Origin of the sequence: Thalassotalea crassostreae (genome assembly GCF_001831495.1) — a bacterium.
GTDB classification, from domain to species: Bacteria; Pseudomonadota; Gammaproteobacteria; order Enterobacterales; family Alteromonadaceae; genus Thalassotalea_A; species Thalassotalea_A crassostreae.
Genome location: NZ_CP017689.1, coordinates 121,174 through 147,500 on the forward strand (window position 1 = coordinate 121,174; position 26,327 = coordinate 147,500).

Genomic DNA, 26,327 nt, shown 5'->3' on the forward strand with positions numbered 1-26,327 from the left:
CTTAGTTAATTATTAACTACCGATGTAAGTATAGTAGTTTTAGTATTTAAAATATGATGAATTATATGAATTTTTTAATTAAAGCGCGACGTTAGTTTATTACTGTCTAAACTGGCGATGATACGCTGGTAACTATCAAATCGAATCTGCGTTATGTTTCCATCTGCAACGGCTTGTTGTAGCGCACAACCGGGATCATTTTGATGCTTACAATCTCTAAATTTACAATAGCCAAAATAATCTTGAAATTCGATAAAACCTTGGTCCACTTGCTGAGGGGTAAGGTGCCATAAACCAAATTCCCTGATCCCAGGAGAATCAATAAGTTTACCGCCACTTGGAAAATGATATAGGCGAGCAACCGTGGTTGTATGTTGACCAAGGCCAGAGTTCTCAGAGACATCATGAGTAAGAATATCGAGCTCTGGCATTAAGGTATTTACTAGTGTTGATTTACCAACACCTGATTGACCAACAAAAATACTGGTTTTATCAATTAACCGTTCAGTAATTTGATTTATGCCTTGCTCGACTTTTGAACTTGCGAAGATAATTTCGTAACCAATCTCTTTATATAGATCAAGATGAATATCTATCTCTGCTTTGGTTTCATCATCAAGCAGGTCTATTTTGTTCAATACAATAATTGGTTTAATGCCAGATAACTCAGTGGCGACTAAATATCTATCAATTATGTCGGGATTAAAAACCGGTACTACTGACGAAATGATAAAAATCTGGTCAATATTGGCTGCTATTGGCTTTACGCCATCGTAAACATCTGGTCTTGAGAGTTCTGATTTTCGCTGGTGCACTGCTTCTATAACACCGGTAATGCTGTGTTGAGTTTCCTTTCCTTGTCGCCAAACAACGTTATCTCCGCACACTAAACTGGTAATTGTACGACGAATATTACAACGAAAGATTTCTCCATCTTCATTTTCCACATCAGCATGTTGTCCAAAGCGACTGATAATAACGCCTTGTAATTGTTCGCTTAAATCACTGTCTTGCCAAACGATATCTTTTTCTTTATTAAGTTTGTTAGCCAGATTTTTTTTAATGCGTCGATGCTGACCTTTAGTCAGTTTTTTTGCCTTAGCCATGGAAAAAAGTCATTGGTTATTTATTTGCCTTTTGCTGCTGAAAACATGCTTTGTCTCAATAAGTTATTCAATCTTAAAGGGTCTTTACTGTTTGCATGAATTTAATATTGGCGTATTATACCTGCACTATGCTGATAATGAAAATGTTCACCGTTGTTGGCAGCACCGATATATGAATGGCAAAGGTTTATAAATGACTGTAAATGCAAATAATTTGGTTTGGCTTGACCTAGAAATGACAGGGTTAGAGCCTGAAATCGATGTGATCCTAGAGATTGCGACCATTATTACCGATGGCGAATTAAATATTCTTGCTGAAGGTCCAGTATTTGCGATACACCAGTCAGATGATGTATTAACCAACATGAATGAGTGGTGCATAAAACAACACGGAGAGAGCGGCTTAACGGAGCGCTGCAGAACATCGTCGACAACACTCGCTCAAGCTGAGCAGGCGACGATTGAGTTTATTGAACAATATGTACCTAAAGGCGTGTCACCGATGTGTGGTAATTCAATTGGTCAAGATAGAAGGTTTGTCAATCGCTATATGACAGACTTCGAAGCTTGTTTTCATTATCGAAACATTGATGTTTCTACGATCAAAGAGCTGGTTCGTCGTTGGCAACCAGAGCTGTTAGATAAAGTGAGTAAACAAGGAACCCATTTAGCCTTGGATGATATTCGTGAATCCATCGCTGAACTTAAAGTCTATCGTCATCACGCATTTAAAATTTAACGTAAACCAACTGACAATCTATCGACAATAAACATTTGTCGATTAACTGGTATGAGGACACCGCTTTTATAGCAATAGGTGGAAAACGTGCTGGTGTTTCTTTATTGTATTCTTTAATATGGATGTTATAAAAAAGTTAATGTAGATGTCACTTTATAAAAATAACAAGGATTTGTGACTATGAGCGTTACCACGTTAAAGGTAAAAACCCCAAGACATATCATTACCAAAGCTGCGATATACGTTACGGCTTTGCTTGCAGCTATGCTTATTCTCGCCTCTGCTTCTTCCTGGTTATACAACCAACAAGCTGCGAAATCAGATTTCTTAAGAGAACAACAAATCCCATTTATTAAAAACAATGCACAATTAATGAAAAGCATTGCTGAGCTTGAAAATCAGCTTACCGCTCATCAACTGGCAATTACTCACCAGCAATTGGCAACGCCACTAGAAAACGTAAAACAAGCTTGGTTAGAAATTGTTGAATTAAGTAATAAGCATGTCGAGCTTGTAAATGATAGTTTGCGAGACACTACCGCAACTGAAATTGCCTCTACCGCTCAGACATTTGCTAATGATTACAAGAAATTTGTTTTGCTTGTAGATGATTTGCTACTGATAAGACAAGCCAGAAATGGTCAATATAAAGCCAATACTAAGAGCCTTGACGAACTCATAAAAAAAATAAATAGAATTAGAGTAGATAAACAAAATCAGTTACAACAACAATCCTATGAGATAGCGAACACGCCAGGGCAGGTTAAAACGCAAACAATCAATAACATGATGAAAGTGATCAATGAAAACAACTTTTATCAATATATTTATCAAGAATTGCTAAAAGTAGAGAGTAATCTAACCGCTTTGTCGGGTAATGTTTCAGCTTATGAGTTTAATCAGATTTCGAAACAAATCGCTAATTTAACGAAGAACATAAATACTGAATTATCGAATAAAGATGAAGACGATCGGTTACCTGAAATTACTGACGATATCGGTTATATCACCAGTCAATTAATGGGATCAGGACAATTATTTGCTAAATGGCGCGATGAAAATATAACTACCGCTAAAGTCATTGAGCAATTATCTAATTATCAGCAGTTTTTAATGCGCACAGCGTCATTAATTGAAAAACCAAATTTTTATGATTTACCTGAATTTGAACTAAATTTACCGTTGTTAGGTATAAAAATAAAAGAGTCAACAATGTTACCGATTGTGTTTCTCTTCATTGTCATTTTACTCGCTGGATGTGCATTTTTAGGTTGGCGACTTATGGTCTTGGTAAATCGCAGTTTTATACATGGTGCAGATCATGCATTGCTTGAAGTAGAGAAAGAGCAGGCAGCAGAATTGGCCATTCAAAATGCCAAGGTTAAACATAGAGAGCAACTCAAGTCGATCATCGATGAGCCGACAAACAAAGAGCTTCGTAGTGAAGAACAGAACAGAATTAAAAATATAGAAGCTGAAACTGATGCCGTTCATTCGCCGAGTTTTTACCAAATAAACAATTTGGTTATGGATCTGGATAAATTTAATCAATACCATGGCTCTGCTGAAATGGCTGTGTTCATGCTTGATGACTATATGCAACGTAATAAGCAGAACTTTCAAAAGCTTAAAGACGCATTAGCTAATGAGCAACTGGGTAGAGTTGAAGAAATAAATGCTGCGATATTCAAAACTGCTAAGATCCTATCTGCACCTCGCTTGATTAAAGTGTGTGAGCAGCTTGAAGGTGTCTGCGAACAGCAAGATATCCATAAAGCCGTGCCGCTTTTAGCCGAGATGAATGAGGCTATCATCGAAATAAATAAGTTTATAGCCGAAGCGTAACGTTTAGATTCCAACCTTTAACTAATTGTAAAATCAGTGTTGAAGGAGCGATGTAAAAGCAATTTACTCTAGAGTCATAAAACTTTGGTCAGCCTATTTCAAACTGAAAATTTTTTGTCATCATATTCAGCGCAAATAATTTTCATTTAGGCATAAAAAAGCTCGGTATTTACCGAGCTTTTTAGTATTCGTAGTTTACTACTTACGCTTCATAGCGTCGAAGAATTCATCATTCGTTTTCGTCATTGCTAACTTATCGATAAGGAATTCCATTGCATCAATTTCACCCATCTCATGAACGATTTTACGTAATACCCACTGTCTTTGCAGTTCAGCTGGTTTAGTAAGAAGTTCTTCACGACGAGTACCACTGCGGTTGAAGTGAATAGCAGGGAATACACGTTTCTCAGCAATTTTGCGTGAAAGGTGTAATTCCATATTACCGGTACCTTTAAATTCTTCGTAGATTACTTCGTCCATCTTAGAACCCGTATCTACTAGCGCGGTAGCGATAATTGTTAAGCTACCACCTTCTTCAATGTTACGAGCAGCACCAAAGAAACGTTTTGGACGATGCAATGCATTGGCATCAACACCACCAGTTAATATTTTACCCGATGAAGGAATCACTGTGTTGTATGCTCGAGCTAAACGAGTAATCGAGTCGAGTAAGATAACCACGTCTTTTTTATGCTCAGTTAAGCGTTTTGCTTTTTCGATAACCATTTCTGCCACTTGAACGTGGCGACTTGCTGGTTCATCAAACGTTGAGGCAACCACTTCACCTTTAACAAGGCGTTGCATCTCGGTAACTTCCTCAGGACGTTCATCGATAAGTAATACCATCAGCTCACAATCAGGGTGATTATGGGCAATACTTTGAGCGATGTTTTGAAGTAATAATGTTTTACCTGCTTTAGGTGGAGCAACGATAAGACCTCGTTGACCTTTACCAATTGGAGATGCTAAATCGAGAACTCGAGCAGTAATGTCTTCAGTACTTCCGTTACCACGTTCCATGGTTAAGCGTTCGTTTGGATGAACAGGAGTTAAGTTTTCGAATAAAATCTTGTTGCGAGAGTTCTCTGGGCGATCAAAGTTAACTTCATTAACCTTTAATAGAGCAAAATAACGTTCACCGTCTTTTGGTGGGCGAATCTTACCAAATACCGTATCACCTGTGCGTAAACTAAAGCGTCTAATTTGACTCGGAGAAACATAAATATCATCTGGACCAGCCAAGAATGAAGAATCTGCGCTTCGTAGGAAACCAAAACCATCTTGAAGTATTTCAAGTACACCACCACCGAAAATATCTTCACCGCCCTTGGCATGGGCTTTTAATATGGCGAATATTACGTCTTGTTTACGGTTGCGAGCCAAATGGTCAAGCTTCATCGATTCGGCTAGTTTTAACAGTTCACCGATAGATTTATCTTTGAGTTCGATTAGATTCATATTGAGAGGTCTTGTGCTATTTATATTATTGCTTAGTTATAGTGTCTGATACCGGTATTGTGCCGCAACAGAACGAAAAGAATTTGAATAAGGTATGTATGATTGTTTAAGTTAGCATTAAAATCGCAAATGGTAAAGTTAGCAGCGAAATTAGATGCTATTACAGGAGTTTTATATGAAAAAGGCTAACCAATGTTAGCCTTTTCAATAATTATTACAGGTTAGCGTCTAAGAATTCTTTTAATTGGTTCTTAGAAAGTGCGCCAACTTTAGTGTCTGCAATTGCACCGTCTTTAAATAATAATAATGTAGGGATACCACGGATTCCGTATTTCGGTGGTGTGCCAGCATTTTGGTCAATATTTAATTTAGCAATTGTTACTTTGCCGTCGTATTCTTCTGCTACTTCAGAAAGAATCGGGGCGATCATTTTACATGGACCACACCATTCTGCCCAAAAGTCTACTAAAACTGGTGTTGAAGCATTAATTACGTCAGCATCGAAGCTGTCATCTGTAAGCTGAATAATTTTATCGCTCATTTTTTTCTCCGTTAATTGGCATTTTGCCGATAAGTTGCAATTTTTAATCGATCTACGTTGGTTTTGCAAGTGCGAAATTAGCTATATTTAATAACTTATTTAAATATAAGTAAATTATTCGCAATTATATTTTGGGTTAAACGAGATAATACTTAATCGATTAGGCATTAGGTGTTATTCTAATGGCTATGAAAAAAACACATTTAACCGAAACAAAATTTTCTGACCTAGGGCTATCACCAAAAGTGGTTGCCGGTTTAGAAAACATGGGCTTTCACCATTGTACGTCAATCCAAGCTAAATCATTACCTATTTTATTAGGCGGTAAAGATATTGCTGGGCAAGCGCAAACCGGTGAAGGCAAAACTATCGCTTTTCTAGCCGCAACATTTGATTTGTTGTTGCGAAAACCAACACCAGAAGGCTCTGAAAAAGAGCGCAAACAACCAAGAGCTATTATTATGGCGCCGACTCGTGAGTTGGCGATTCAAATCCATAACGATGCGAAAGAAATGGCTGCAAGTACTGGCTTACGTCTTGGTGTTGTATATGGGGGCGAAGGTTATGAAAGTCAACGCCAAACCCTAGAAAATGGTGTAGATATTTTAATTGGCACCTGTGGCCGTTTAATTGACTACCTTAAACAGGGCGTTTACAACCTAAATAATATTGATGCTGTGGTTCTAGATGAAGCCGATCGCATGTTCGATTTAGGTTTTATTAAAGATATTCGTTATATGTTCCGTCGCATGCCAGCGGCAAATGAACGTTTAAATATGCTTTATTCAGCAACATTATCATTCCGCGTCAAAGAATTAGCTTTTGAACATATGAATGATCCGGTAAGTGTTGAAGTGGCGCCAGAGCAAAAGACTAATGTTCGCATCAGTGAAGAATTGTTTTATCCATCGAATGTGGAAAAAATGAATTTGCTGCAAACCATTATTGAAGAAGAATGGCCTGATAAAGCCATTATCTTTGCCAACACCAAACATGTTTGTGAACGTGTTTATGCGCATCTGCAAGCAGATAAACATCGTGTTGGTTTATTAACCGGCGATGTACCACAAAATAAACGAATCAAAATACTAGATTCATTTACTCAAGGTCATTTAGATTTTTTAGTGGCAACCGATGTTGCGGCTCGTGGTCTACATATTCCAGCAGTTACTCATGTATTTAACTATGATTTACCTGATGATTGTGAAGATTACGTACATCGTATTGGCCGTACTGGACGTGCTGGTGCGTCGGGACATGCTATCAGTTTCGCTTGTGAAGATTACGCGATGAACTTACCGCCTATCGAAGAATATATTGAGCATAGCTTACCAGTGAGTAAATATGATTCGGACGCGTTGATAACAGATTTCCCTAAGCCGAAACCGAAACCGCGTCGTCATAATTCGAATAATCGTGGTGGCCAAGGTGGTCGTCGCAACGATAATTACAATAAACAGAGATCACATCACAAACGATAGGAATGTTTAATGAGTGCAAGTAAACCTTCTTGCTCGCAACCTTTATACGCAGTCATTGATTTAGGTTCGAACTCTTTTCACATGTTAATCACTCGCCTGGTCGCTGATAGCGTCCAGGTGGTTGATAAAGTTAAACGCAAAGTACGTTTGGCGTCTGGCTTAGATAAAGACAACAATCTCGATGACAAGTCGATGGCACGAGGTTGGGAGTGTTTAAGCTTTTTTGCTGAGCGTTTACAAGATATTCCTGCTCAAAACATTAAAATCGTTGCCACTGCAACATTACGCCTCGCTCAAAATGCTGATCAATTTATTGGTCGTGCAGAAAAAATTCTCCAACATAAAATTAATTTAATTTCAGGTATTGAAGAAGCCCACAATATTTATCTCGGTGTTGCTCATACTACCTGTAGCGCAGACAATCGCTTAGTTATTGATATTGGTGGTGCCAGCACAGAGCTGATCGTCGGCAGTGGTTTTAACGCCAAAGAAGTGTGCTCTTTGGATATGGGGTGTGTGACCTTTAATAGCCAGTTTTTTACTGAGGGTAAATTTACCCAAGCTGCATTTGATCGTGCCGTTGCTGCGGCAACGACAATTTTATCGGATAAGGTTGAGTCATATAAAGCTATCGGTTGGGATGTTGCTTTAGGCGTTTCAGGGACGCTACAAGCCATTGCTGAAGTATTAACAGCGCAAGGCAAGCTGCAAGTTATCGATTTAAAAAGCCTAAAGCTAATCGAGCAGCAAGTCATTGCTTGTGGAAGTGTCGATAAGCTAGAAAATGTTATTGGTTTAGAAACTGAACGAAGACCTGTTTTTGCTCCGGGTTTAGCAATTTTAACGGCGATTATGGTTAGTTTTGATGTCGATGAAATTCATCTTGCTGGCGGAGCGATTCGTGAAGGCGTGCTCTATGAGTTGTTGCCTAATATGCGTAACGTAAATATTCGCCAAAGAACATTAGCGGGTCTAATCGAACGCTATAGCATTGACGAGCGTCAAGCCTACCGAGTCGCCAATCTTGCCGATATTATGGTTCAACAACTTAAGTCTGATTGGCAATTAACAGACGACTTAGCAGGTTTATTACAGTCTGCTTGCGCACTGCATGAAATCGGCTTGCTATTAGAATATAAAAATAATAAAAAGCATGCCGAGTACATCTTAGATAATACCGATTTAGCCGGCTTCTCAAATGTTGAACGAAAATTTTTAATAGCTTTAGTTTCAAACTATAAAACCGAATTTAATTTAACCAGCTTAGCTAAACAAACTTACACCGAACGCAAACAAGCGATTCATCTAATTGTAATACTACGTTTAGCTGTAATTCTCTCAAAACGACGCCAAGACGATGTCATGTCAGCATTTAAATTAACGGTTTCAGCGACTAATTTAACCTTGTCGCTACCGCCGCTATTCATTAAAATGCATCCGTTAATAACGGCAGAGTTAAAACAAGAAGTTCAATTTTTGCAAGAGCTTGAAGTTAACCTTCTAATTAGTACGTTAACTTAACGGATAATAATCTACACCTGCTTTTTGCTTGCCCAAACACATGCCACGACGACCAGTAAGGCACCGCTAAATGAGATAGTGGACATCACTTCATTTAATAGTACTGTGGCTGCAAAAACACCGTATACAGGCTCTAGTAAAAGACTCATGCTTACCACGACCGCTGATATCGTTTTCAATGAATGCAATAACAGTATATGAGCCAATGCGGTAAATACTACTCCGAGTAATGCCAAGGTAATGAATTGCTCGGTATTTGGTATAATTGCAAGCACTATGACAAATGGCAGTAGCAATATACTTGCGAATAAATTTTGATAAAAAGCGATGGTCAGTGCTGGCGTACAACAGAGTTGTTTTTTGTTATAAAGCGTTAAGACTGCAAAACTTAATGCGCTTAAAGTACCAATGAAAAAAGCGTTTAAGTTTACATTAGTCACATCGGGAGAAAGGAAAACTGCGACGCCGATGGTGCAAAGTGTTAATTGCATTAGCGTTGTTCTATCCAACGATGTGCGACCTACAACGGCATCAATTATAACTACCCATATTGGGTACGTCGCAAAGGCCAATAGACCGAGAGTTACGGTACTTAACTGAATGCTATAAAAAAAGCTCCACCAATGAAACGCGAGCAGAGCACCATTGAACAATAGCTTAACTAATAATGGTTTAGCGACTCTTAAAGAATGCTTGATCAATAAGCAAAAAATTAAGATTGATATAACTGCAAAAATGGTACGGCCAAAAACAATGATTGTTGCAGGCAAGGACAACCATTTGGCAAATAGGGCGCAAAGGGCAAATAAAACAATTGCCCCGTGCAATGCCAGTAAATTAGAGTGTTTTGTTAGCAAAGATAGTTACTGATCTTGCTTTAACCAACGAGCAACTTGTTTAGCAAAGTAGGTTAAAATACCATCGGCACCAGCTCGTTTAAATGCAAGAAGCCCTTCCATAACACATGGCTTTTCAGCCAACCATCCATTTTGAATTGCCGCCATATGCATAGCATATTCGCCACTCACTTGATAAGCGTAGGTTGGTACTTGAAAATTATCTTTAACACGGCGGACGATATCAAGGTATGGCATACCAGGTTTTACCATAACCATATCCGCACCTTCGGCAATATCTTGAGCGATTTCATGCAGTGCTTCATCAGAATTTGCAGGGTCCATCTGATATGAATACTTGTTACCACCTTTAATGTTACCAGCAGAGCCGACCGCATCTCTAAATGGTCCGTAATAGTTCGACGCATACTTTGCTGAATAAGCAAGGATACGAGTATTAACAAACCCCTGATTTTCTAATTCTTCGCGGATTGCGCCGACTCGACCATCCATCATATCTGACGGTGCGACGACATCTGCACCAGCACGAGCATGGGACAGCGCTTGCTTTACTAATATTTCTTTGGTGACTTCATTAAGGACATAGCCTTCTTCGTCGATAATGCCGTCCTGACCGTGTGTAGTAAACGGATCAAGCGCGACATCGGTAATCACACCTAGCTCAGGAAAAGCTTCCTTTAACGCTCTTACTGCTCGTTGTGCTAAACCATCATCGTTATATGCTTCTTCAGCGAGTAAAGATTTTTGACTGGCAGGCGTTACTGGAAATAATGCAACGGCGGGGATCCCGAGTTCAACTAATTCCTTAGCTTCTTCTAGTAACAGATCGATACTTTTACGTTCTACACCTGGCATAGAAGCAATCGCTTCTCGCTGCTGTTCGCCTTCTAATACAAATACCGGATAAATTAAGTCATTAACCGTTAATTGATTCTCGGCCATCAGTCGGCGCGAAAAGTCATCTTTGCGCATGCGTCGCATGCGTCGCGCCGGGTATTGGCCAAATTGATTTGTATTAGTCATGATCTCTCCTAATCTGCAAAACCAAAAAGCTGCTTTGCATTGTCACTACTGTGTATAATTAATTGTTTCTGCTCTATGTTCATTGCTTGCGCTAGTGTACTTGCAACATAGGGCAAAAATTTTGGTTCATTACGACTGCTCTTAGGGCGTGGTCGAATATTACGCGGTGTTAAATAAGGCGCATCGGTCTCGATCAAAATTCGATCAAGAGGTATGTATTTTGCTATATCATATAGTTCTTGGCCTCGACGCTCGTCACATATCCAGCCGGTAATACCAATGAAAAGTCCCATATCTAAACAACACTTTAATTCAGATAAGTTACCTGTGAAACAGTGGCTTACACCATATATTTGAGAGCCAAACTGTTGTTGCAAAATATCTTTCCAGTGATTGAAAGCATCACGTTGATGAAGGAAAACAGGCATTTTAAGCTCATCAGCAAGCTGTAATTGCTCGGCAAATACTTGCTGTTGATTCTCAACCGTTGAAAAATTCCGGTTAAAATCTAGGCCACATTCACCGATGGCTTTGACATAATGATGACTTGCAAATGCTCGTAATTGTTCAATGTAATCACAGTTCACATTATCTGCGTCGTGAGGATGAACACCGGCGGTACAATATAATTGCTCATATTGTTTACACAGCGCCAATGCTGCTTCACTTTCTTTTACATTAGTACCTGTAACTAACAGTGGGCCGACATTTTCGCGACGCGCATTTTCTATTACTTGTTGACGATCTTTGTCAAAACGTGATGAAGTTAAATTAACGCCAATGTCGGTTAAGTAATCGCTCATTTATTTTATGCGTTTTACTTTTACTGTGCGATTTTGGTTTTCCACCGATAAAATAAAGGAATTAAAAACTCCGCGGCTAATTTTTACTTTCTGACCAACTTTGAACTTCATTCTTTCTGAAGACAGAGTTGTCCATATTTGGCCATTTTCGAATTTAATAGTCCACTTACCATGCTTAGATAATTTCGAACTCTTGATGATTAAGTGTGTCTCTTCAATAGTTTTGACTTTTTTCTGTTTTAAACCAAAGTTAGCTTCTACCTGTTGAACTTGCTCTTCTTCGCTTTTCTCTTTTACTGTCGGTAGTACCGGTTGATTGATTATCTCATCTTCTACTGGCGCAGATGATAAAATTAGAGGTTTAACCTCTGAAGTTCTTTCTTTGTTAGTATCAGTTTCAACTATGGCTTTAGCCATGTCGTCATAACAACTTAAGCGTTGTTTATCTTCATCAATCGCAGCACATTCTTGGATAGTGGTTGCAAAAGCATGAGTTGAAAAAAAGCTAACTAATAATAATGCGATTAATTTATTCATTTTCGATGCGCTCTTTTTCTTCTTTGATTTTCTTTGATTCAGCATTATAAAAAGATGCCAATATTACGCCAAGCTCAAACAGTATCCACATTGGGATCGCAAGTAAGGTTTGAGAAATAACATCAGGTGGTGTTAGTAACATACCAATAACGAAGACGCCCACAATAACGTAAGGGCGCTTTTCTTTTAATTTTGCCGGTGTTGTGAATCCAGTCCAACACATTAAGATGATTGCGATAGGGATCTCAAACGCAATGCCGAAGGCAAAAAATAACTTAAGTACAAAGTCTAAATAGCTCGAAATATCAGTGGCAATTGTTACGCCTTCGGGCGCAAATTTACTAAAAAAGTCGAATGCTAATGGAAATACAACGAAATAAGCGAATGCAATTCCACCGTAAAATAATAATGTTGAACCAGCCATAAGTGGTGCAACTAAACGTTTTTCGTTTTTATAAAGCCCAGGAGCGATAAAACGCCAAATCTGGAACAAAATAAATGGCATAGCCAAAAAGATAGATACTACTAAGGTCAACTTAAATGGAGCAAAAAATGGTGATGCTACATCTGTAGCAATCATATTTGAACCATCAGGCATTACCGCAAGTAGCGGTTTTGCTAGATATTGGTATATGTCTTGAGCAAAATAAGCCAAGCTGATAAATATCAGTAATACACTCAAGACCATTGATAGTAATCGAGTTCTTAGCTCAAGAAGGTGTTCAAATAATGAAGAACCGGTAGAGTGATCACTTGTCATGGTTTGATCCATCACTCGTTTCTGAACCTATAGTTGGCTGTTTGTCTTTGGCATAGGGACGATTAACAGAGTCGGCGGCAGCTTTTAAACTATCAACGGATTTTTGTAGGTCATCAGGCAAATTATCTAAACCTTGTTGCTCTGCTTTTTTCAGATTGTTGTGCAATTCATGAATTCGCAACTCTTCTTTAAACTCGGTTTGCACGCTAGCACTAAATTGCTTTATATTGCGAAACCAACCGCCTACAGTTTTAATCGCAGTTGGCAATCGCTCTGGACCTAGTACGACTAAACCAAGCACGCTGATTAGCGTTATTTCCCAGAAACCAATATCAAACATCGTTTACGCCTGATCTTTTTCTTTTTCAGTTGAAGCAGACTTTTCAGCAGTTGCTTTGGCGTCTAATTTTTCAGTCTCGTCTGATTTTTTTTCGTCGTTGTTATCTTCACTTACCGCTTTTTTAAAGCCTTTAATTGCCGAACCTAAATCACCGCCTAGATTGCGTAATTTTTTTGTACCAAAAAGAAGTAGAACAATAACCAATATAATAATTAGTTGTGCAGGACTGATTCCAAACATATAAATATCCTTAGTAATTTAATGTTTTCCATTATAAGTATAGTGTCACCGTTTTTATAGCAATTTATTACTATCGAGAAAAGTAAAATTAACATTCTGATGATTTAATCGTAAATTTGGTCGTTTTCTTTATTTAATTAAGGATGACAAGGGGTTAGTTTCCACCTAAAGTTAAAATAGTCACCTTAAGATATCTAAGGTTATGATAACTTGTAGTTTTATCGGAGTATTCGCCTTGCGATTCATTCAATGGTTTATTTTTCTAATCATATACATAGGTTCTGCCGTTGCTGAAGAGCAGCCAGAAGAAGCCTATATTGAGGATGTAAATGAAACTATTATTATTCACCCAAATCCAGAAGATGATTGGCTTTTCGGGTTTCATGATGTGATAAGTGATTCTGTATTTGGCACGGCAAAATGGTTTGATAGTTTTTTTGCTACCGAAGATGGTGAAGACCTCAGCCCTGAATCATTAGCGAGAATACGTCTTGGTTGGGAGCCCAGAGCAAGAGATCTTGATGTGTTTAGTCAAAAGTTCAGAGTCCGAATTAAGTTGCCTTATTTAGCGGATAGAGCAGACTTAATGTTTAGTGATGAAGTCGATGACGATAACGTTGAACAACAATTTGATAATGATAAATCACTGACTAATGGTGAAGATGGGGATTCTTTTACTGCCGCTATTCGATTTATTAATTTGGACCAAATTGAAGAGTACGTGGATAGCAGGATTGGTATTTCTGGCGGTGATATCTTTTCTAAGGTGAGAGTAAAACTTACGTCTGACGTCGGAACTAATCATCGAGTTAAATTTTATCCTTCGATATTTTACTACATTGATGATGGCTTTGGCTCTCGCGTACTTTTGGAATACGATTACAATTACGCTGCAGATAAACAGTTTAAGACTAATATTAGTTGGCGTAACTCAGAGGCTTATACAGGACAACGCTGGCGCAGTGGCCTTTATCATTTGCATCGCCTAGATAGGTTTCGGGCAACGTCTTTAGGGTTGGTGGTACGTGGCGAAAGCAAAGGAGAACGAGGCTTTCTTATCGACAGCTATACCTTAAGTTTTCGTTATCGAGTTAATGCCTATCGAAATTGGTTATTTTTTGAAGCTGAGCCATTTGTTGAATGGCCGGAAGAAGAAGATTATAAAGCTACGCCAGGTATTGCGCTGAGAGTCGAAGGCTACTTCCAACGCAATTAAAACTTGCTAGTTCTTTTTAAGCGCTAAAATAGCGCAGCCGATACTCGCAAAAAAAGCTACCAATGATAAGCCTACCTGCTGATCTACAATTAATATTGTAGAGCCGACAAATAGTGCTGAGGCAGCGATGCTATATTTGAGTTTAACTTGTTGAGCGATTTGTTGCTGCTGCATTGCGACAAGTAGTTTTTGTTGTTCGATTGCAGATTCTTTACCTGTTTTCAGGTAATCGTATATGAGGTCTGGTAGCTCTGGCAATTTTTCACCCCAAAATGGCAAATTTTCTTTGATTGAATTAAACAAAGCTTTTGGTCCCATTTGCTGTTTAACCCAATCTTCCAAAAATGGCTTAGCAGTTTGCCATAAATCTAACTGCGGATATAACTGACGACCTAAACCTTCGATGTAAAGCAAGGTTTTTTGCAATAAAACTAACTGCGGTTGAACTTCCATATTAAAACGGCGTGCGGTATTAAATAAGTTTACTAACACTTGGCCAAAAGATATTTCAGCCAGTGGTTTAGCAAAAATTGGCTCACAGACAGTGCGAATCGCAAATTCAAATTCATCAACATTGGTATTGTGCGGTACCCAGCCAGAATCGACATGAAGCTGTGCGACTTTATGATAATCACGGTTAAAAAAAGCGACAAAATTTTCTGCTAGGTATCGCTTATCTTCTTTGTTCAATGTACCAACAATACCACAATCAATGGCTATCCACGTTGGGTCGTCGGGATTAGTGGCATCAACAAATACATTACCTGGATGCATATCGGCATGAAAGAAGCTATCTCTGAATACCTGGGTGAAAAACACTTCTACACCGCGCTCAGCCAGCAACTTCATATTGACGTTTTTCTGTTCTAAGCTATCTACTTCGCCAACACCAATGCCATAAATACGCTCCATAACCATGACATTTTTATGGCAATACTCGCTATAAACTTCCGGTACATGCAGTACTTTATCATCGGCAAAGTTACGACCTAGTTGAATTGCGTTAGCGGCTTCGCGAAGCAAATCGAGTTCATCTATAATGGTTTTTCGATATTCATCTACTACTTCGATTGGGCGTAATCGTTTGCCTTCACTATAAAAGCGATCGACCAAGCGAGCAAATGCTTGCATAACTTTGATATCGGCTTTAATGGTTTTTTCGATGTTAGGACGAATTACTTTTACTACCACTTGCTTTGCTTGCTCAGCCTCTTCAACAAGAGTAGCGGCGTGCACCTGAGCGATAGACGCGCTTGCTAGAGGTTCAACATCAAAATCATCAAAATATTGAGCAAATTTTTCTTCACCAATGGCAGCAATGATCAATGCTTTTGCTTTTTCGCCATCAAAAGGCTCTACACGGTCTTGTAAATGCGCGAGTTCATTTGCCATTTCTTTTGGTAAAAGATCTCGACGAGTTGAAAGCATTTGTCCAAATTTAATAAAAACTGGGCCAAGAGATTCTATGGCTAGACGAAAACGAAGTTCAACAGGTTTGTCTTTATGCTTGTTCCTAATCCAAAATAGACTATGGCGTGCGAGTTTAGCTGCAAAAGGTGTTTTTTCTTTTGGCAGTAGCTCGTCTAGTCCATAATTAAGGAATGTTTTTACTATTTGATATAATCGTCTACTGCGCACAAATTTCTCTTTGTTAACTTAGTTTAAGTACTAGTTTTTCAACATCTTGCGTTAAAGTATCGACGTCTTGTTCGAGTTGCGCAACTTGTTGATTAAATTTATTAATTTTAGAACCGGTCACCAATAATTGCTTCTCATGCAAAAGATACTCGCTACTATCTAATTGAATTTGTTCTGTGGCAAACTTAATTTTGTTAGCTATTAGTTTACCTAGTTTACTGACTTTAAAAGCCGGCACATCGCCAATTCGCAAAGCGAGTTGTTGCTGCCAATCGATATCGAGTGATTCGGCTACGCTAGCAAATTGTTGTGCAATTTTTACATCACCAACGATATCGAGCTCACCTGATTTTATCAGCGCGGTAATTTGATCACCCTGCTTTAACTTAGGCAACGCTTTCAAACTTGTCTGAATCACGCAGTCAGTAGAAAGCTTACTGGCGATAATATTTAGTTTGCCGTTATCAGCAAGAATAGTTAATGGAAATTCGAATTCATTGATCAGTAATGTCAGCGATTTTTGTTCGACACAGGCTAATAGATTCTGGTCTTGGTTAGTCAAACTGGACTGATGTGAGCTCAATGCTTTATTGGCAATGAGCTCAATCAACGCGCAAAACGCTTGTTTAGGCATTAGCTGTTCAATCATAGATTAAAACTTATAACCCTTATGTAGAGCAACTATTCCACCGGTTAAGTTGTGATATTTGGTTTGCTCAAAGCCAACATTTTCCATCATTGACTTTAACGTTTCTTGATCAGGGTGCATACGAATTGATTCAGCAAGATATTGGTAACTTTCACCATCTTTAGCAACAAGTTCGCCCATTTTAGGCAGGATGTTGAACGAATAGAAATCGTAAGCTTTGTTCACTAAGTCGTGTTCTGGCTTGCTAAATTCCAGTACTAATAAGCGTCCGCCGGGTTTTAATACACGGTAAATTGACGCTAACGCCTTATCTTTATCGGTTACATTGCGTAAACCAAAAGCAATGGTCACAATGTCAAAACTGTTGTCTTCAAACGGCAGTGCTTCAGCATTGGCTTGTACATAGTCGACGTTGCCAACAATACCTAAATCGCGCAATTTATCACGTCCAACATTTAGCATTGATGAATTGATATCAGCTAAAATTACTTTACCAGTTGGACCTGTTAGCTTTGAAAATTTCGCCGTTAAATCGCCTGTACCGCCTGCCAAGTCAAGAATACTATTACCAGGGCGCACGCCACTTGCGTCTATGGTGAATCGTTTCCATAGGCGGTGAATACCAAAAGACATTAAATCATTCATAACATCATATTGTTTCGCCACAGAATGGAAAACACTGGCAACCATTGTTTCTTTTTCATCAGTTTTAACGGTTTTAAAGCCAAAATGAGTGGTATCTTTTACATCTTTAGTCATTGCGGTTTAGCCTATGCTAATCAATTATTTCAATGGCTCTAGTGTACTTAACTTTGCTGCTATCGGTAAAGTAATTTAGCGATTTATGAATAGTAAAAGCTCGAAGCAAGAAAAATACTGGTGTCAGAGCCCACTTAATTGAAATAATGGACTATGCCACCAGTATTTTAGCACTATGCGTTTGAGTATTGCTCTTTATTGGCAAGCCAGCGTTTTATTAGCGCTTCCGCTTTTTCTGGATGCTCACGCCAAAGCATGCTCGCTTGTTGTTGGATTTCGGGAATAAGTTCGCCGTCTCGTACTAAATCGGCAATTTTTAGCTCGGCTAAGCCTGTTTGACGTGTGCCAAGGAGCTCACCAGGGCCTCTAATTTCTAGATCGCGTTGGGCAATTAAAAAGCCATCGTTTGATTCGCGCAACACACCTAGACGTTTTGTAGCGGTTTTTGAAAGCGGACTTTTATACATGAGTACACAATGTGAGGCGACAGAACCTCTACCGACACGGCCGCGCAACTGATGTAATTGCGCTAAACCTAAGCGCTCAGGGTTTTCAATAATCATTAAACTCGCGTTTGGTACATCAACGCCAACTTCGATGACTGTTGTAGCGACCAGTAAATGAATATTTCCCGCTTTAAATTCATCCATAACCGCTTGTTTCTCATCGGCTTTCATTCGCCCGTGCACGAGACCAACTTTTAATTCTCCAAGTTGTTGTTGCAGATACTCAGCAGTATCTTCAGCGGCCTGACATTCAAGCACTTCAGACTCTTCTATTAGCGTACATACCCAATAAGCTTGACGGTTTTCAGTCATACAATTGAGCTTAACTCGTTCAATGACGTCATCACGCCGTGCATCGCTTATCGCCACTGTAGTGATTGGTGTTCTGCCAGGTGGCAATTCATCGATTACTGAAGTATCTAAGTCGGCATAGGCAGTCATCGCCAATGTCCTTGGGATAGGTGTCGCGGTCATAATTAATTGGTGTGGATAGCAATCACCAATTTTACCTTTCTCTCGTAATTGCAGCCGTTGATGGACACCGAATCGATGTTGCTCATCAATAATAATCAGGGCCATGTTATGAAATTCTACTTGCTCTTGAAACAATGCATGTGTGCCTATCACCATTTGCATGCTGCCATCACTAATCGCATTCAGTGCATGCCTTTTCACCTTCACCGGGCTTTTACTAGCCAGCCAACCAACTTGAATACCAAGAGGGGAAAACCAATTGGCAAAATTTATTGCGTGCTGCTCCGCCAATATTTCAGTTGGTGCCATTAAAGCTACTTGATAGCCTTGACCTATAGCGGTAAGTGCGGAAAGTGCTGCGACTAAGGTTTTACCAGAGCCAACATCACCTTGTACCAAGCGCATCATAGGTAAATCTTTAGCTAAATCACTACGCAGCTCATTGACGACTCGTTGTTGTGCCCCTGTTGGCGAAAATGGTAACGACTTTAAAAATGATTGCTCTAAGTCTTCTTTGATGTGCAGTGGTATCGCTGGGTGCTTATCACTAGATTGTCTGAGCTTCAGCATGCTCAAGTTGTGAGCCAACAATTCTTCTTTAATCAAACGGAGCTGAGCAGGGTGTCTACCTTGCTCAATCATTTCAATACTCACTTCTGGCGGTGGGCGATGAATTGTCAGTAATGCGTCGGTAAGTGATATGTTTTCAGCGAAAAATCTATCAGGAAGAAGATCTTCGACTTTCCCTCGTTCAAGTCTGAGCAGTGCTTGATCGCAAATATTACGAATACTGATTTGCCTAAGGCCGTCGGTCGCTGGGTAGACCGGTGTTAATGTTTCTTCTACTTGAGGTGCATCAGTACTGTCATCTATTTTTTTGTATTCTGGATGAATAATTTCAAAGCCACGCGCGCCACGCTGAATTTCGCCAAAACAGCGAATGCGAGTACCACGACTAAGGTTATTTTTTTGGGCAGCACTAAAATGGAAAAAACGTAAGGTAAGCTCACTATAACCGTCACTAATGCGAACCAGTAACATTCGTCGCCGACCAAGACTAATTTGGCTATCGACGACTTCACCGATGACACTTGTATGAAGGCCTGGCATCAAGTCTCTGATGGCATAGACTCGAGTGCGGTCTTCGTATCTTAGGGGTAGGTGGAAGACCACATCTTGTAATGTATAAAGGCCGAGTTTTTCTAGCTTTTTGGCAATGCCAGGACCGACGCCTTTAAGCACAGTTACCGGTGTGCTCGCTAAAGTATGCAGTCCTTCGCGTGATGCCATAGTCATACTACTCGTCGATGTCTGCCCAAGCTTCTTTGTTCATTTGCATTTTTTTCCACCAATCGTCATCGGCAACAATTTCGCCATCATCATCGATTTGTGGATAAGGTAGTCCTTTGCGTTGACAGGCTTTTGCAAATATTGGGTGTCCACCTTCAAATAATACGCGATTACGATGTTCCGCAGTGACTTCAGAAGGACTGTCATACATACCTGCTAACTGACGTTGACGCTGAGCTTCGTAAAGAGTCACCGCACAGGCTACAGAAACATTTAATGATTGCACCATACCGACCATAGGAATAACGATATCTTGATCGGCCATTGCTAAAGCTTCATCGGAAGCACCAAATTTTTCTTGGCCAAGAATAATGGCTGTAGGCTTAGTGTAATCAATCTCGCGAAAATCCACGGCAGTATCACTTAAATTGGTGACTAGTACTTGCATACCTTGTTCTTTCAATCGAGTGATCGCGTCTTTGGTGTTGTCATAACTATGAACGTCAACCCAGTTATGAGAGCCAACAGCGCTGCTTGCACCGACACGCATGCGCTCATTTTTCCAAACTGCGTGAACATCACTAACACCGATGGCATCACAGGTACGAACAACAGCCGCGAGATTATGAGGTTTGTGCACCCCTTCCATGCAAACGGTTAAATCGACTTGTCTTTTGTTAAGCATTTCGAGAATGCGCTGATGTCTTTCAGGTGTCATATTAATTTACGCTTGGCAGTTCTAAAATACCGTCAATTTCAATATCAACGCCTTTCGGTAATTGGCTAACGCCTATTGCTGCACGCGCTGGGTACGGCGTTTCAAAGTAACGACTCATGATTTCATTTACGGTGGCGAAATTGGCTAGATCTGTCATAAAGATATTTACTTTCACCATGTCATTAATACTGCCACCAGCGGCTTCACAAACAGCAACCAAATTTTTGAATACTTGCTCTGCTTGTTCAGCAAAATCAGACGATATCACTTCCATCGTCTCTGGGATCAGAGGTATTTGTCCCGATAAATAAACCGTGGTACCTACTTTGGTCGCTTGTGAATAAGTGCCGATTGCACTCGGTGCTTTATCTGTGCTGATAACTGTTTTCATAATTTCGTCTTAGTTTTCTCTTAAAATTTGGGCCAATATTACTTACGCGTTCTCACTACTTTTTGAACGTCTGGCATAATCTTCAATTTACGGATGATGTTGGCAATATGTATCCGGTCGCGACAAGTAAGCTCTAAACTCACTAAGTATAAATTTGAATCCTTCTCTTCAGAATTCAATGAACGAATATTAGAATCACACTGTGATATTACCGAAGTTAATTTCGCTAATACCCCTTGATGATTAATAATTTCGACACGCATTGCGGCAACAAATTCTTTATCAATGTCGTTGTCCCATTTTACCGGGAAGAACTTACCAAGTTCTTTTTCACGACCACTAATGTTACGACAACCATCTTGGTGAACCATCAGGCCTTTGCCAGAACTAATATAAGCGACAATATCATCCCCAGGAATTGGGTGACAACATTTGCCATAAGTAACTAACATGCCCTCAGAACCTTTGATTGGCATCTTCGCTTTTCCATAGCTGTTTTGCTCATCATCATCACTGGTAAACTCACCAGTTAATCGTCTTGCAACACCGATACTCAGCGCATTACCTAAACCTATATTGACTAGTAATTCATCAAGAGATTGATAACCGGTTTCAACCACAACTTCTTGAATACGTTCGCTGCTAATATCTTCGAGCTTATGTTGGCCAAGCGCATGTACTAATAATCGTTTACCAAGATTAAGTGATTCATTTTCTTCCATTGTGCGCAGATAATTACGTATTTGTAATCGAGCTTTCGCTGTAACTGCAAAGTTTAACCAAGTAGCGTTTGGTCTTGCACCTTGTGATGTGATCACTTCGATTGTTTGTCCAGAAAGCAGAGGTTGTCTTAATGGGTAAGGTTTACGCTCTACTTTCGCACCAACACAGGCATTACCTACGTCGGTATGCACGGCATATGCAAAATCTACAGCCGTTGCACCAATTGGTAATTCAATGATCTTACCTTCAGGCGTAAATACGTAGATTTCTTCCGGAAATAAATCTGTTTTTACATTTTCGATAAACTCAAATGAGCTACCCGCACTTTGTTGTAATTCGATTAGCGATTGCATCCATTTACGCGCACGCACCTGTGCGGTAGAGCCGACTACATCTTCGCCTTTTTGTTTATAAACCCAATGAGCGGCAACGCCTTTATCGGCCATTTGGTCCATTTCTTGGGTTCGAATTTGAATTTCAATCGGAATACCATGAGGACCAATAAGAGAAGTGTGGAGAGATTGATAACCGTTCGATTTTGGAATCGCTATGTAATCTTTAAAACGAGTTTCTATCGGTTTGAATAAGTTATGTACAGCACCTAACGCTCGATAACAGGCATCATATTGTTCTTCAACAATAATTCGAAATGCGTAAATATCCATAACTTCGTTAAACATTAATTCTTTGTTTAACATTTTTCGATAAATTGAATACAGGTGCTTTTCGCGGCCAACAACTATGGCTTTAATACCACTTTCTGCTAGACGAGTTTCTATTTCTTCTTTGATGTTATCGATGATTTCTTTTCGATTCCCACGAGCTTGCTTTACTGCTTCACTAAGCGCTCTGTGGCGCATAGGGTATAGGCCTTGGAAACCTAATAACTCAAGTTCATTCTTAATGCCGTGAATACCTAGGCGGTTGGCAATTGGAGCGTAAATTTCGAGAGTCTCACGGGCGATACGTCGACGTTTATCAGGCCTTAATGAACCAAGCGTCCGCATATTATGAGTACGGTCAGCAAGTTTAATCAATATTACCCGTATATCTTGAACCATCGCCATGATCATTTTACGGAAATTTTCTGCTTGTGCTTCTTGCTTGTTACTAAAGCTTAATTTATCTAATTTACTGACACCTTCAACTAATTCGGCCACTGTACTACCAAATAGCTCGGCAAGTTCATCGCCTGTAACTTCGGTATCTTCAATGACGTCATGTAATAGCGCCGCCATCAACGTTTCATGATCAAGGTGCATATCAGCCAAATTACGGGCAACCGCAACAGGGTGAGTAATATAAGGGTCACCACTTGAACGCATTTGTCCATCGTGAGCATCAAAGGCAACTTGATAGGCATGCTTAAGCAAGTCTATGTGCTCTTTCGACAGATAAGTTTCAGCTTGTTTTTTTAATGGTTCAAAAAGATACACCTAACGGCTCCAAACTTGATTATTTTAAGGTGAATAACTTTAACACACTGTTATTTTATGTTGCTTAAAGATAAGGATACTTTGAAATGAAAAGAAAGCCAATGGCAGAACCATTGGCTTTCTCTTTTATTCGATAATTTAAGTGATTTAGAACTTAAAGTTGGTTGCCAACAATCGCAGCAACTGCAGCTAATTCAGCTGAATCTTGTTGAACTTGATGCTGACGTTCTGCATTGTCCATGATTTCTTCAGTGATTAGGTCTTGTTCGATTTCACGTAGCGCTAAAACCGTTGGTTTATCATTTTCAATATCAACTAATGCTTCTTTACCACCAGTGGCGATTTGACGTGCACGACGTGATGCAACTAATACTAAGTCAAAACGATTACCAATTTTTTCAACTGCATCTTCAACAGTAACGCGAGCCATGTAACTACTCCAATAGAACAATAAATTTATTTTCCAATTCTTTAAGAATCGGCATCAAGCTGCATAGTTTACTAAATGCGCAAACTTTATGCTAGAAAAAATTTATCTTTCCTAATGCTTACTTGAACGCTTGCCGAGCTTTTCACTTAGGTTTCTTGATTTTATTGGTTAGTTGTTAACATCAAGTAAATCACTAAACAAGGACTGATGCTTTATTGCCTGTTGCGATTGTTTCAATCGTTGGTTGCTGACAATAACGTTTAAGTCATTTAACGCGGAGTCAAAATCGTCGTTAACGACAATGTAATCAAACTCTTGATAATGGGAACATTCTGAAACTGCCTCGTTCATGCGCTGGGCAATCACTTCTTCACTATCTTGACCGCGGCCGACCAAACGTTTTTCCAATTCAGCCTTACTAGGCGGACAAATAAAAATAGTGGTGACTTGAGGTTTCTTCAGTCTGACTTGCTGTGCACCTTGCCAGTCGATATCAAGGAAGACATCAATTCCTTGTGCTAATTGATCATCTATTGCGCTTTCAGAAGTACCGTAATAATTGCCAAATACTTCGGCCCATTCATAAAACGCACCTTGTTTAATTAACTCTTTGAATTTATTCACGCTGACAAAGTGGTAGTGTTCGCCATCGATTTCACCAGGACGTGGCGCTCGTGTGGTATGTGATACTGAAACTTGTAACCTTCTGTCATTATTTTGCGCTAGCAGGCCTTTGATTAAGCTTGATTTACCGGCTCCCGATGGCGCGGCTAAAATAAATAAATTACCAGGAACAATCACGTAAACTCCAAATTACAGTTAAAACTCATTTATCTAAGACACAGTCATTTAAGAGCTAGTCATCTAAGACAATAAAAACGTAATTTTAGCGTAAGTTTAGCTGTTACACTAACAATAATTTTTAACCTCGAGAGGTTTATATCAACTTTCTGGTTTTATTCGTTTACTGTATAACGCTTGATAATATTTATCATTTTCATCGGCAAGTGCTTTTTGTTGGTCGGTAAGTTGAATTACCGGCTCTATAAATTCGCCAAAACGTTCCGAATTTTCTACATTTTGGTACCAATGACTGCTCCATACGCCATCGCTGTCGCGTCTGCCCTTAGGCCAAGACAGCATACGTTGTTCAAATGGAATATCCAGTTGTTGGCACAATTGACTTAACACACTTTCTGGATTTTCTAATACATCCTTACTATCGATAATCGGTATGTCAGATTGAGTAATTTCACACAGTTGTTGATAAAGCTCATATTGACGCACAATGCCAATGTCATCGTTATTAACACTTGGCATTTTCTTGACATAGGAGTTTATGACATACAAAGGGTTTCTAATTAGAAAGCAATGCTTGAGGTGATTAGTCCAATCTAGGTCGATATCTTTCAGCATATGGTGGGTCATATGCTTTTGATAAAACACTTCGCGGCCGTTATTTTCTATTTCATGATCGGTTAACAATTGTTCTACGACATCTTGCCAACGATTTGATTGACTTGCGAGGATCTGTTGGTACATAGGATGCTTAAGTTTGGTCTGCGCTAGATAATAGGCATAAAAAGGTTCATCAACCACGGCACTATCGGTTCTATTCTCAAAACTTCGCATCATCGCCGTTGAAATATTTCGCGGGCCAGACCACATCGCAATTCTTGTTGTCGTTATATCGTTCATGCAAAAACCTTAGTCGCATTCTTTTGCAATCAACGATAAATACAATTGTTGTAAACGCGCAACCATTTCACCTTTACCTTGTCTTTGCGGATAATCACCAATATTGCGGCCATCGATTGACTTGACTGGAGTCACACCGGCAAAGGTGCCTGTAACGAATGCTTCATCTGCACCATATACCTCTGATAAGGTAAAGTTTTTCTGCCTAACTTTGATGTCATTTTGCTTACACAGCTCAATGACATTACCTCGAGTTATCCCTGTTAAGCAGTAATCACCGGTAGATGTCCATACTTCACCGTCTCTAACAATAAAGAAGTGAGTAGAGTTACATGTAGAAACGAAACCGTGTGGATCAAGCATTAATGCTTCATCAGCACCCGCTTTTGTCGCTTGTATGCAACCGAAAATACAATTTAACTTAGAATGGGTATTCAGTTTTTGGTCTTGTACGTCCGGCGCACCGCGGCGCACGTAAACTGTATAGAGATCTAAACCTCTATCTGCTGTGTCAGGTGATGGAACTTTATATTCTGGAATTATCACAATAGTTGGCGGAGTGATAGTTACGCGAGGATCTTGGTACGGTGTTGACTTTACGCCACGGGTTACCATGAGGCGAATATGGACGTGATCTTCCATATTATTTGCTTTACAGGTTGCCAAAATCCGGTCGATGAGCTGTTGCGGGCTGATATCGAGATCCATATCCAACGCTTTTGCACCTTCCCATAGTCGGCGCATATGTTGATTAATAAAGGGTAACTTACCATGGTGTAAGCGTAGGCCCTCCCATACACCATCACCTAGAATAAAACCGGAGTCGAAGACCGATATCTTCGCTTCATCACGGTGGAATAGCTCACCATTAATATTAATTTTGATATCACGATTTCGTTCATCATTATTGGTGTGGTGACTGCCTTGGCTCATAAATTTTCCAGGTTAAATTTTTGTTAAATTTAATTTAGCCGTTATTTCTATTGTCAGCAATAAATTTGTAGCGGAGATTTTTTCAGAGCGTTAGAAAAAGAAAAGGCCACTTAATAGCTAAGTGGCCTAAAGACAGATTTGCTGTATTTGAATACAGCCAATTAAAAGGTTTTGGTTGGGACTTTTAATTGAAGGGAGTTAACCTTGTGACGGGA

Annotated in this window: 26 protein-coding genes; 5 read left to right on the forward strand and 21 right to left on the reverse strand. The window is 39.5% G+C overall.

Features of this window, described 5'->3' with window-relative positions; translation table 11 throughout:
- Positions 1-74 precede the first annotated feature (74 nt).
- Entirely contained in the window at positions 75-1,106 is a 1,032-nt protein-coding gene (gene rsgA / locus LT090_RS00555) for a small ribosomal subunit biogenesis GTPase RsgA (protein ID WP_068546216.1), read from the reverse strand.
- A gap of 193 nt (positions 1,107-1,299) precedes the next feature.
- On the opposite strand from rsgA, the gene orn reads away from it, so the two are divergent.
- Together orn and LT090_RS00565 are read left to right on the forward strand one after the other, a co-directional pair.
- Entirely contained in the window at positions 1,300-1,845 is a 546-nt protein-coding gene (orn, locus tag LT090_RS00560; protein WP_068546215.1) for an oligoribonuclease, read from the forward strand.
- Positions 1,846-2,025: 180 nt separating this feature from the next.
- Positions 2,026-3,690 carry an Hpt domain-containing protein gene (locus LT090_RS00565; protein WP_068546214.1) on the forward strand — a complete coding sequence of 555 codons (1,665 nt, stop codon included), beginning with the start codon at positions 2,026-2,028 and terminating at the stop codon, positions 3,688-3,690.
- A 198-nt stretch (positions 3,691-3,888) separates the two neighbouring features.
- Here the strand turns inward: LT090_RS00565 and rho are convergent, their stop codons facing one another.
- Together rho and trxA are read right to left on the reverse strand one after the other, a co-directional pair.
- Positions 3,889-5,148 (reverse strand): transcription termination factor Rho, encoded by a 1,260-nt coding sequence (gene rho / locus LT090_RS00570; RefSeq protein ID WP_068546213.1) that lies wholly within the window; start codon positions 5,146-5,148, stop codon positions 3,889-3,891.
- A 214-nt stretch (positions 5,149-5,362) separates the two neighbouring features.
- Complete coding sequence (gene trxA, locus LT090_RS00575) at positions 5,363-5,689, reverse strand: thioredoxin TrxA (RefSeq protein ID WP_068546212.1); 327 nt, start codon at positions 5,687-5,689, stop codon at positions 5,363-5,365.
- 188 nt (positions 5,690-5,877) lie between these two features.
- Between trxA and rhlB the strand changes: the two genes are divergently transcribed.
- A complete protein-coding gene (gene rhlB, locus LT090_RS00580) occupies positions 5,878-7,170 on the forward strand; it encodes an ATP-dependent RNA helicase RhlB (protein ID WP_068546294.1) in 1,293 nt (430 codons plus the stop codon).
- Positions 7,171-7,179: 9 nt separating this feature from the next.
- The gene (locus tag LT090_RS00585; protein WP_068546211.1) at positions 7,180-8,691 is read left to right on the forward strand and encodes a Ppx/GppA phosphatase family protein; all 1,512 of its coding nucleotides are present in this window, start codon (positions 7,180-7,182) and stop codon (positions 8,689-8,691) included.
- A gap of 11 nt (positions 8,692-8,702) precedes the next feature.
- Here the strand turns inward: LT090_RS00585 and LT090_RS00590 are convergent, their stop codons facing one another.
- Genes LT090_RS00590 through tatA form a run of 7 tightly spaced genes read right to left on the reverse strand, consistent with a single transcriptional unit; the run spans position 8,703 to position 13,251 of the window.
- Complete coding sequence (locus tag LT090_RS00590) at positions 8,703-9,548, reverse strand: DMT family transporter (protein WP_068546210.1); 846 nt, start codon at positions 9,546-9,548, stop codon at positions 8,703-8,705.
- Positions 9,549-9,554: 6 nt separating this feature from the next.
- Entirely contained in the window at positions 9,555-10,571 is a 1,017-nt protein-coding gene (hemB, locus tag LT090_RS00600; protein WP_068546209.1) for a porphobilinogen synthase, read from the reverse strand.
- An 8-nt stretch (positions 10,572-10,579) separates the two neighbouring features.
- Positions 10,580-11,374, reverse strand: coding sequence for a TatD family hydrolase (locus LT090_RS00605; RefSeq protein WP_068546208.1), 795 nt, complete (start codon positions 11,372-11,374; stop codon positions 10,580-10,582).
- Positions 11,375-11,911 (reverse strand): hypothetical protein, encoded by a 537-nt coding sequence (locus LT090_RS00610; RefSeq protein WP_068546207.1) that lies wholly within the window; start codon positions 11,909-11,911, stop codon positions 11,375-11,377.
- Positions 11,904-12,671, reverse strand: a complete 768-nt coding sequence (gene tatC / locus LT090_RS00615; RefSeq protein WP_068546293.1) for a twin-arginine translocase subunit TatC — start codon at positions 12,669-12,671, stop codon at positions 11,904-11,906. Before tatC ends, LT090_RS00610 begins: the two co-directional genes overlap by 8 nt.
- On the reverse strand, positions 12,661-13,011 hold the full coding sequence (gene tatB / locus LT090_RS00620) for a Sec-independent protein translocase protein TatB (RefSeq protein ID WP_068546206.1): 351 nt from the start codon (positions 13,009-13,011) through the stop codon (positions 12,661-12,663). The genes tatC and tatB overlap by 11 nt, the downstream gene beginning before the upstream one ends.
- A gap of 3 nt (positions 13,012-13,014) precedes the next feature.
- Positions 13,015-13,251: a twin-arginine translocase TatA/TatE family subunit gene (tatA, locus tag LT090_RS00625; RefSeq protein WP_068546205.1), complete on the reverse strand. Its 237-nt coding sequence runs from the start codon at positions 13,249-13,251 to the stop codon at positions 13,015-13,017.
- Between the two features lie 202 nt (positions 13,252-13,453).
- On the opposite strand from tatA, the gene LT090_RS00630 reads away from it, so the two are divergent.
- Positions 13,454-14,467, forward strand: a complete 1,014-nt coding sequence (locus LT090_RS00630) for a hypothetical protein (protein WP_068546204.1) — start codon at positions 13,454-13,456, stop codon at positions 14,465-14,467.
- 6 nt (positions 14,468-14,473) lie between these two features.
- Here LT090_RS00630 and ubiB read toward each other — a convergent pair whose 3' ends face one another.
- The 11 genes from ubiB to LT090_RS00685 form a co-directional block, all read right to left on the reverse strand.
- Complete coding sequence (ubiB, locus tag LT090_RS00635) at positions 14,474-16,105, reverse strand: ubiquinone biosynthesis regulatory protein kinase UbiB (protein WP_068546203.1); 1,632 nt, start codon at positions 16,103-16,105, stop codon at positions 14,474-14,476.
- Between the two features lie 13 nt (positions 16,106-16,118).
- Positions 16,119-16,754: a ubiquinone biosynthesis accessory factor UbiJ gene (locus LT090_RS00640; RefSeq protein WP_068546202.1), complete on the reverse strand. Its 636-nt coding sequence runs from the start codon at positions 16,752-16,754 to the stop codon at positions 16,119-16,121.
- Positions 16,755-16,757: 3 nt separating this feature from the next.
- Positions 16,758-17,513: a bifunctional demethylmenaquinone methyltransferase/2-methoxy-6-polyprenyl-1,4-benzoquinol methylase UbiE gene (gene ubiE, locus LT090_RS00645; protein WP_068546201.1), complete on the reverse strand. Its 756-nt coding sequence runs from the start codon at positions 17,511-17,513 to the stop codon at positions 16,758-16,760.
- A 173-nt stretch (positions 17,514-17,686) separates the two neighbouring features.
- Positions 17,687-19,789, reverse strand: a complete 2,103-nt coding sequence (gene recG / locus LT090_RS00650) for an ATP-dependent DNA helicase RecG (protein WP_226996507.1) — start codon at positions 19,787-19,789, stop codon at positions 17,687-17,689.
- Between the two features lies 1 nt (position 19,790).
- A complete protein-coding gene (gene trmH / locus LT090_RS00655; RefSeq protein ID WP_068546200.1) occupies positions 19,791-20,501 on the reverse strand; it encodes a tRNA (guanosine(18)-2'-O)-methyltransferase TrmH in 711 nt (236 codons plus the stop codon).
- 1 nt (position 20,502) lies between these two features.
- The gene (locus LT090_RS00660; RefSeq protein WP_068546199.1) at positions 20,503-20,895 is read right to left on the reverse strand and encodes a RidA family protein; all 393 of its coding nucleotides are present in this window, start codon (positions 20,893-20,895) and stop codon (positions 20,503-20,505) included.
- A gap of 35 nt (positions 20,896-20,930) precedes the next feature.
- A complete protein-coding gene (gene spoT / locus LT090_RS00665; RefSeq protein ID WP_068546198.1) occupies positions 20,931-23,051 on the reverse strand; it encodes a bifunctional GTP diphosphokinase/guanosine-3',5'-bis pyrophosphate 3'-pyrophosphohydrolase in 2,121 nt (706 codons plus the stop codon).
- A gap of 154 nt (positions 23,052-23,205) precedes the next feature.
- Positions 23,206-23,481, reverse strand: a complete 276-nt coding sequence (rpoZ, locus tag LT090_RS00670) for a DNA-directed RNA polymerase subunit omega (protein WP_068546197.1) — start codon at positions 23,479-23,481, stop codon at positions 23,206-23,208.
- Between the two features lie 168 nt (positions 23,482-23,649).
- Positions 23,650-24,282 carry a guanylate kinase gene (gene gmk, locus LT090_RS00675; protein ID WP_068546196.1) on the reverse strand — a complete coding sequence of 211 codons (633 nt, stop codon included), beginning with the start codon at positions 24,280-24,282 and terminating at the stop codon, positions 23,650-23,652.
- A 141-nt stretch (positions 24,283-24,423) separates the two neighbouring features.
- The gene (locus LT090_RS00680; protein ID WP_070795861.1) at positions 24,424-25,179 is read right to left on the reverse strand and encodes a sulfotransferase-like domain-containing protein; all 756 of its coding nucleotides are present in this window, start codon (positions 25,177-25,179) and stop codon (positions 24,424-24,426) included.
- Positions 25,180-25,188: 9 nt separating this feature from the next.
- Entirely contained in the window at positions 25,189-26,112 is a 924-nt protein-coding gene (locus LT090_RS00685; RefSeq protein WP_068546195.1) for an aminotransferase class IV, read from the reverse strand.
- Positions 26,113-26,327 lie beyond the last annotated feature (215 nt).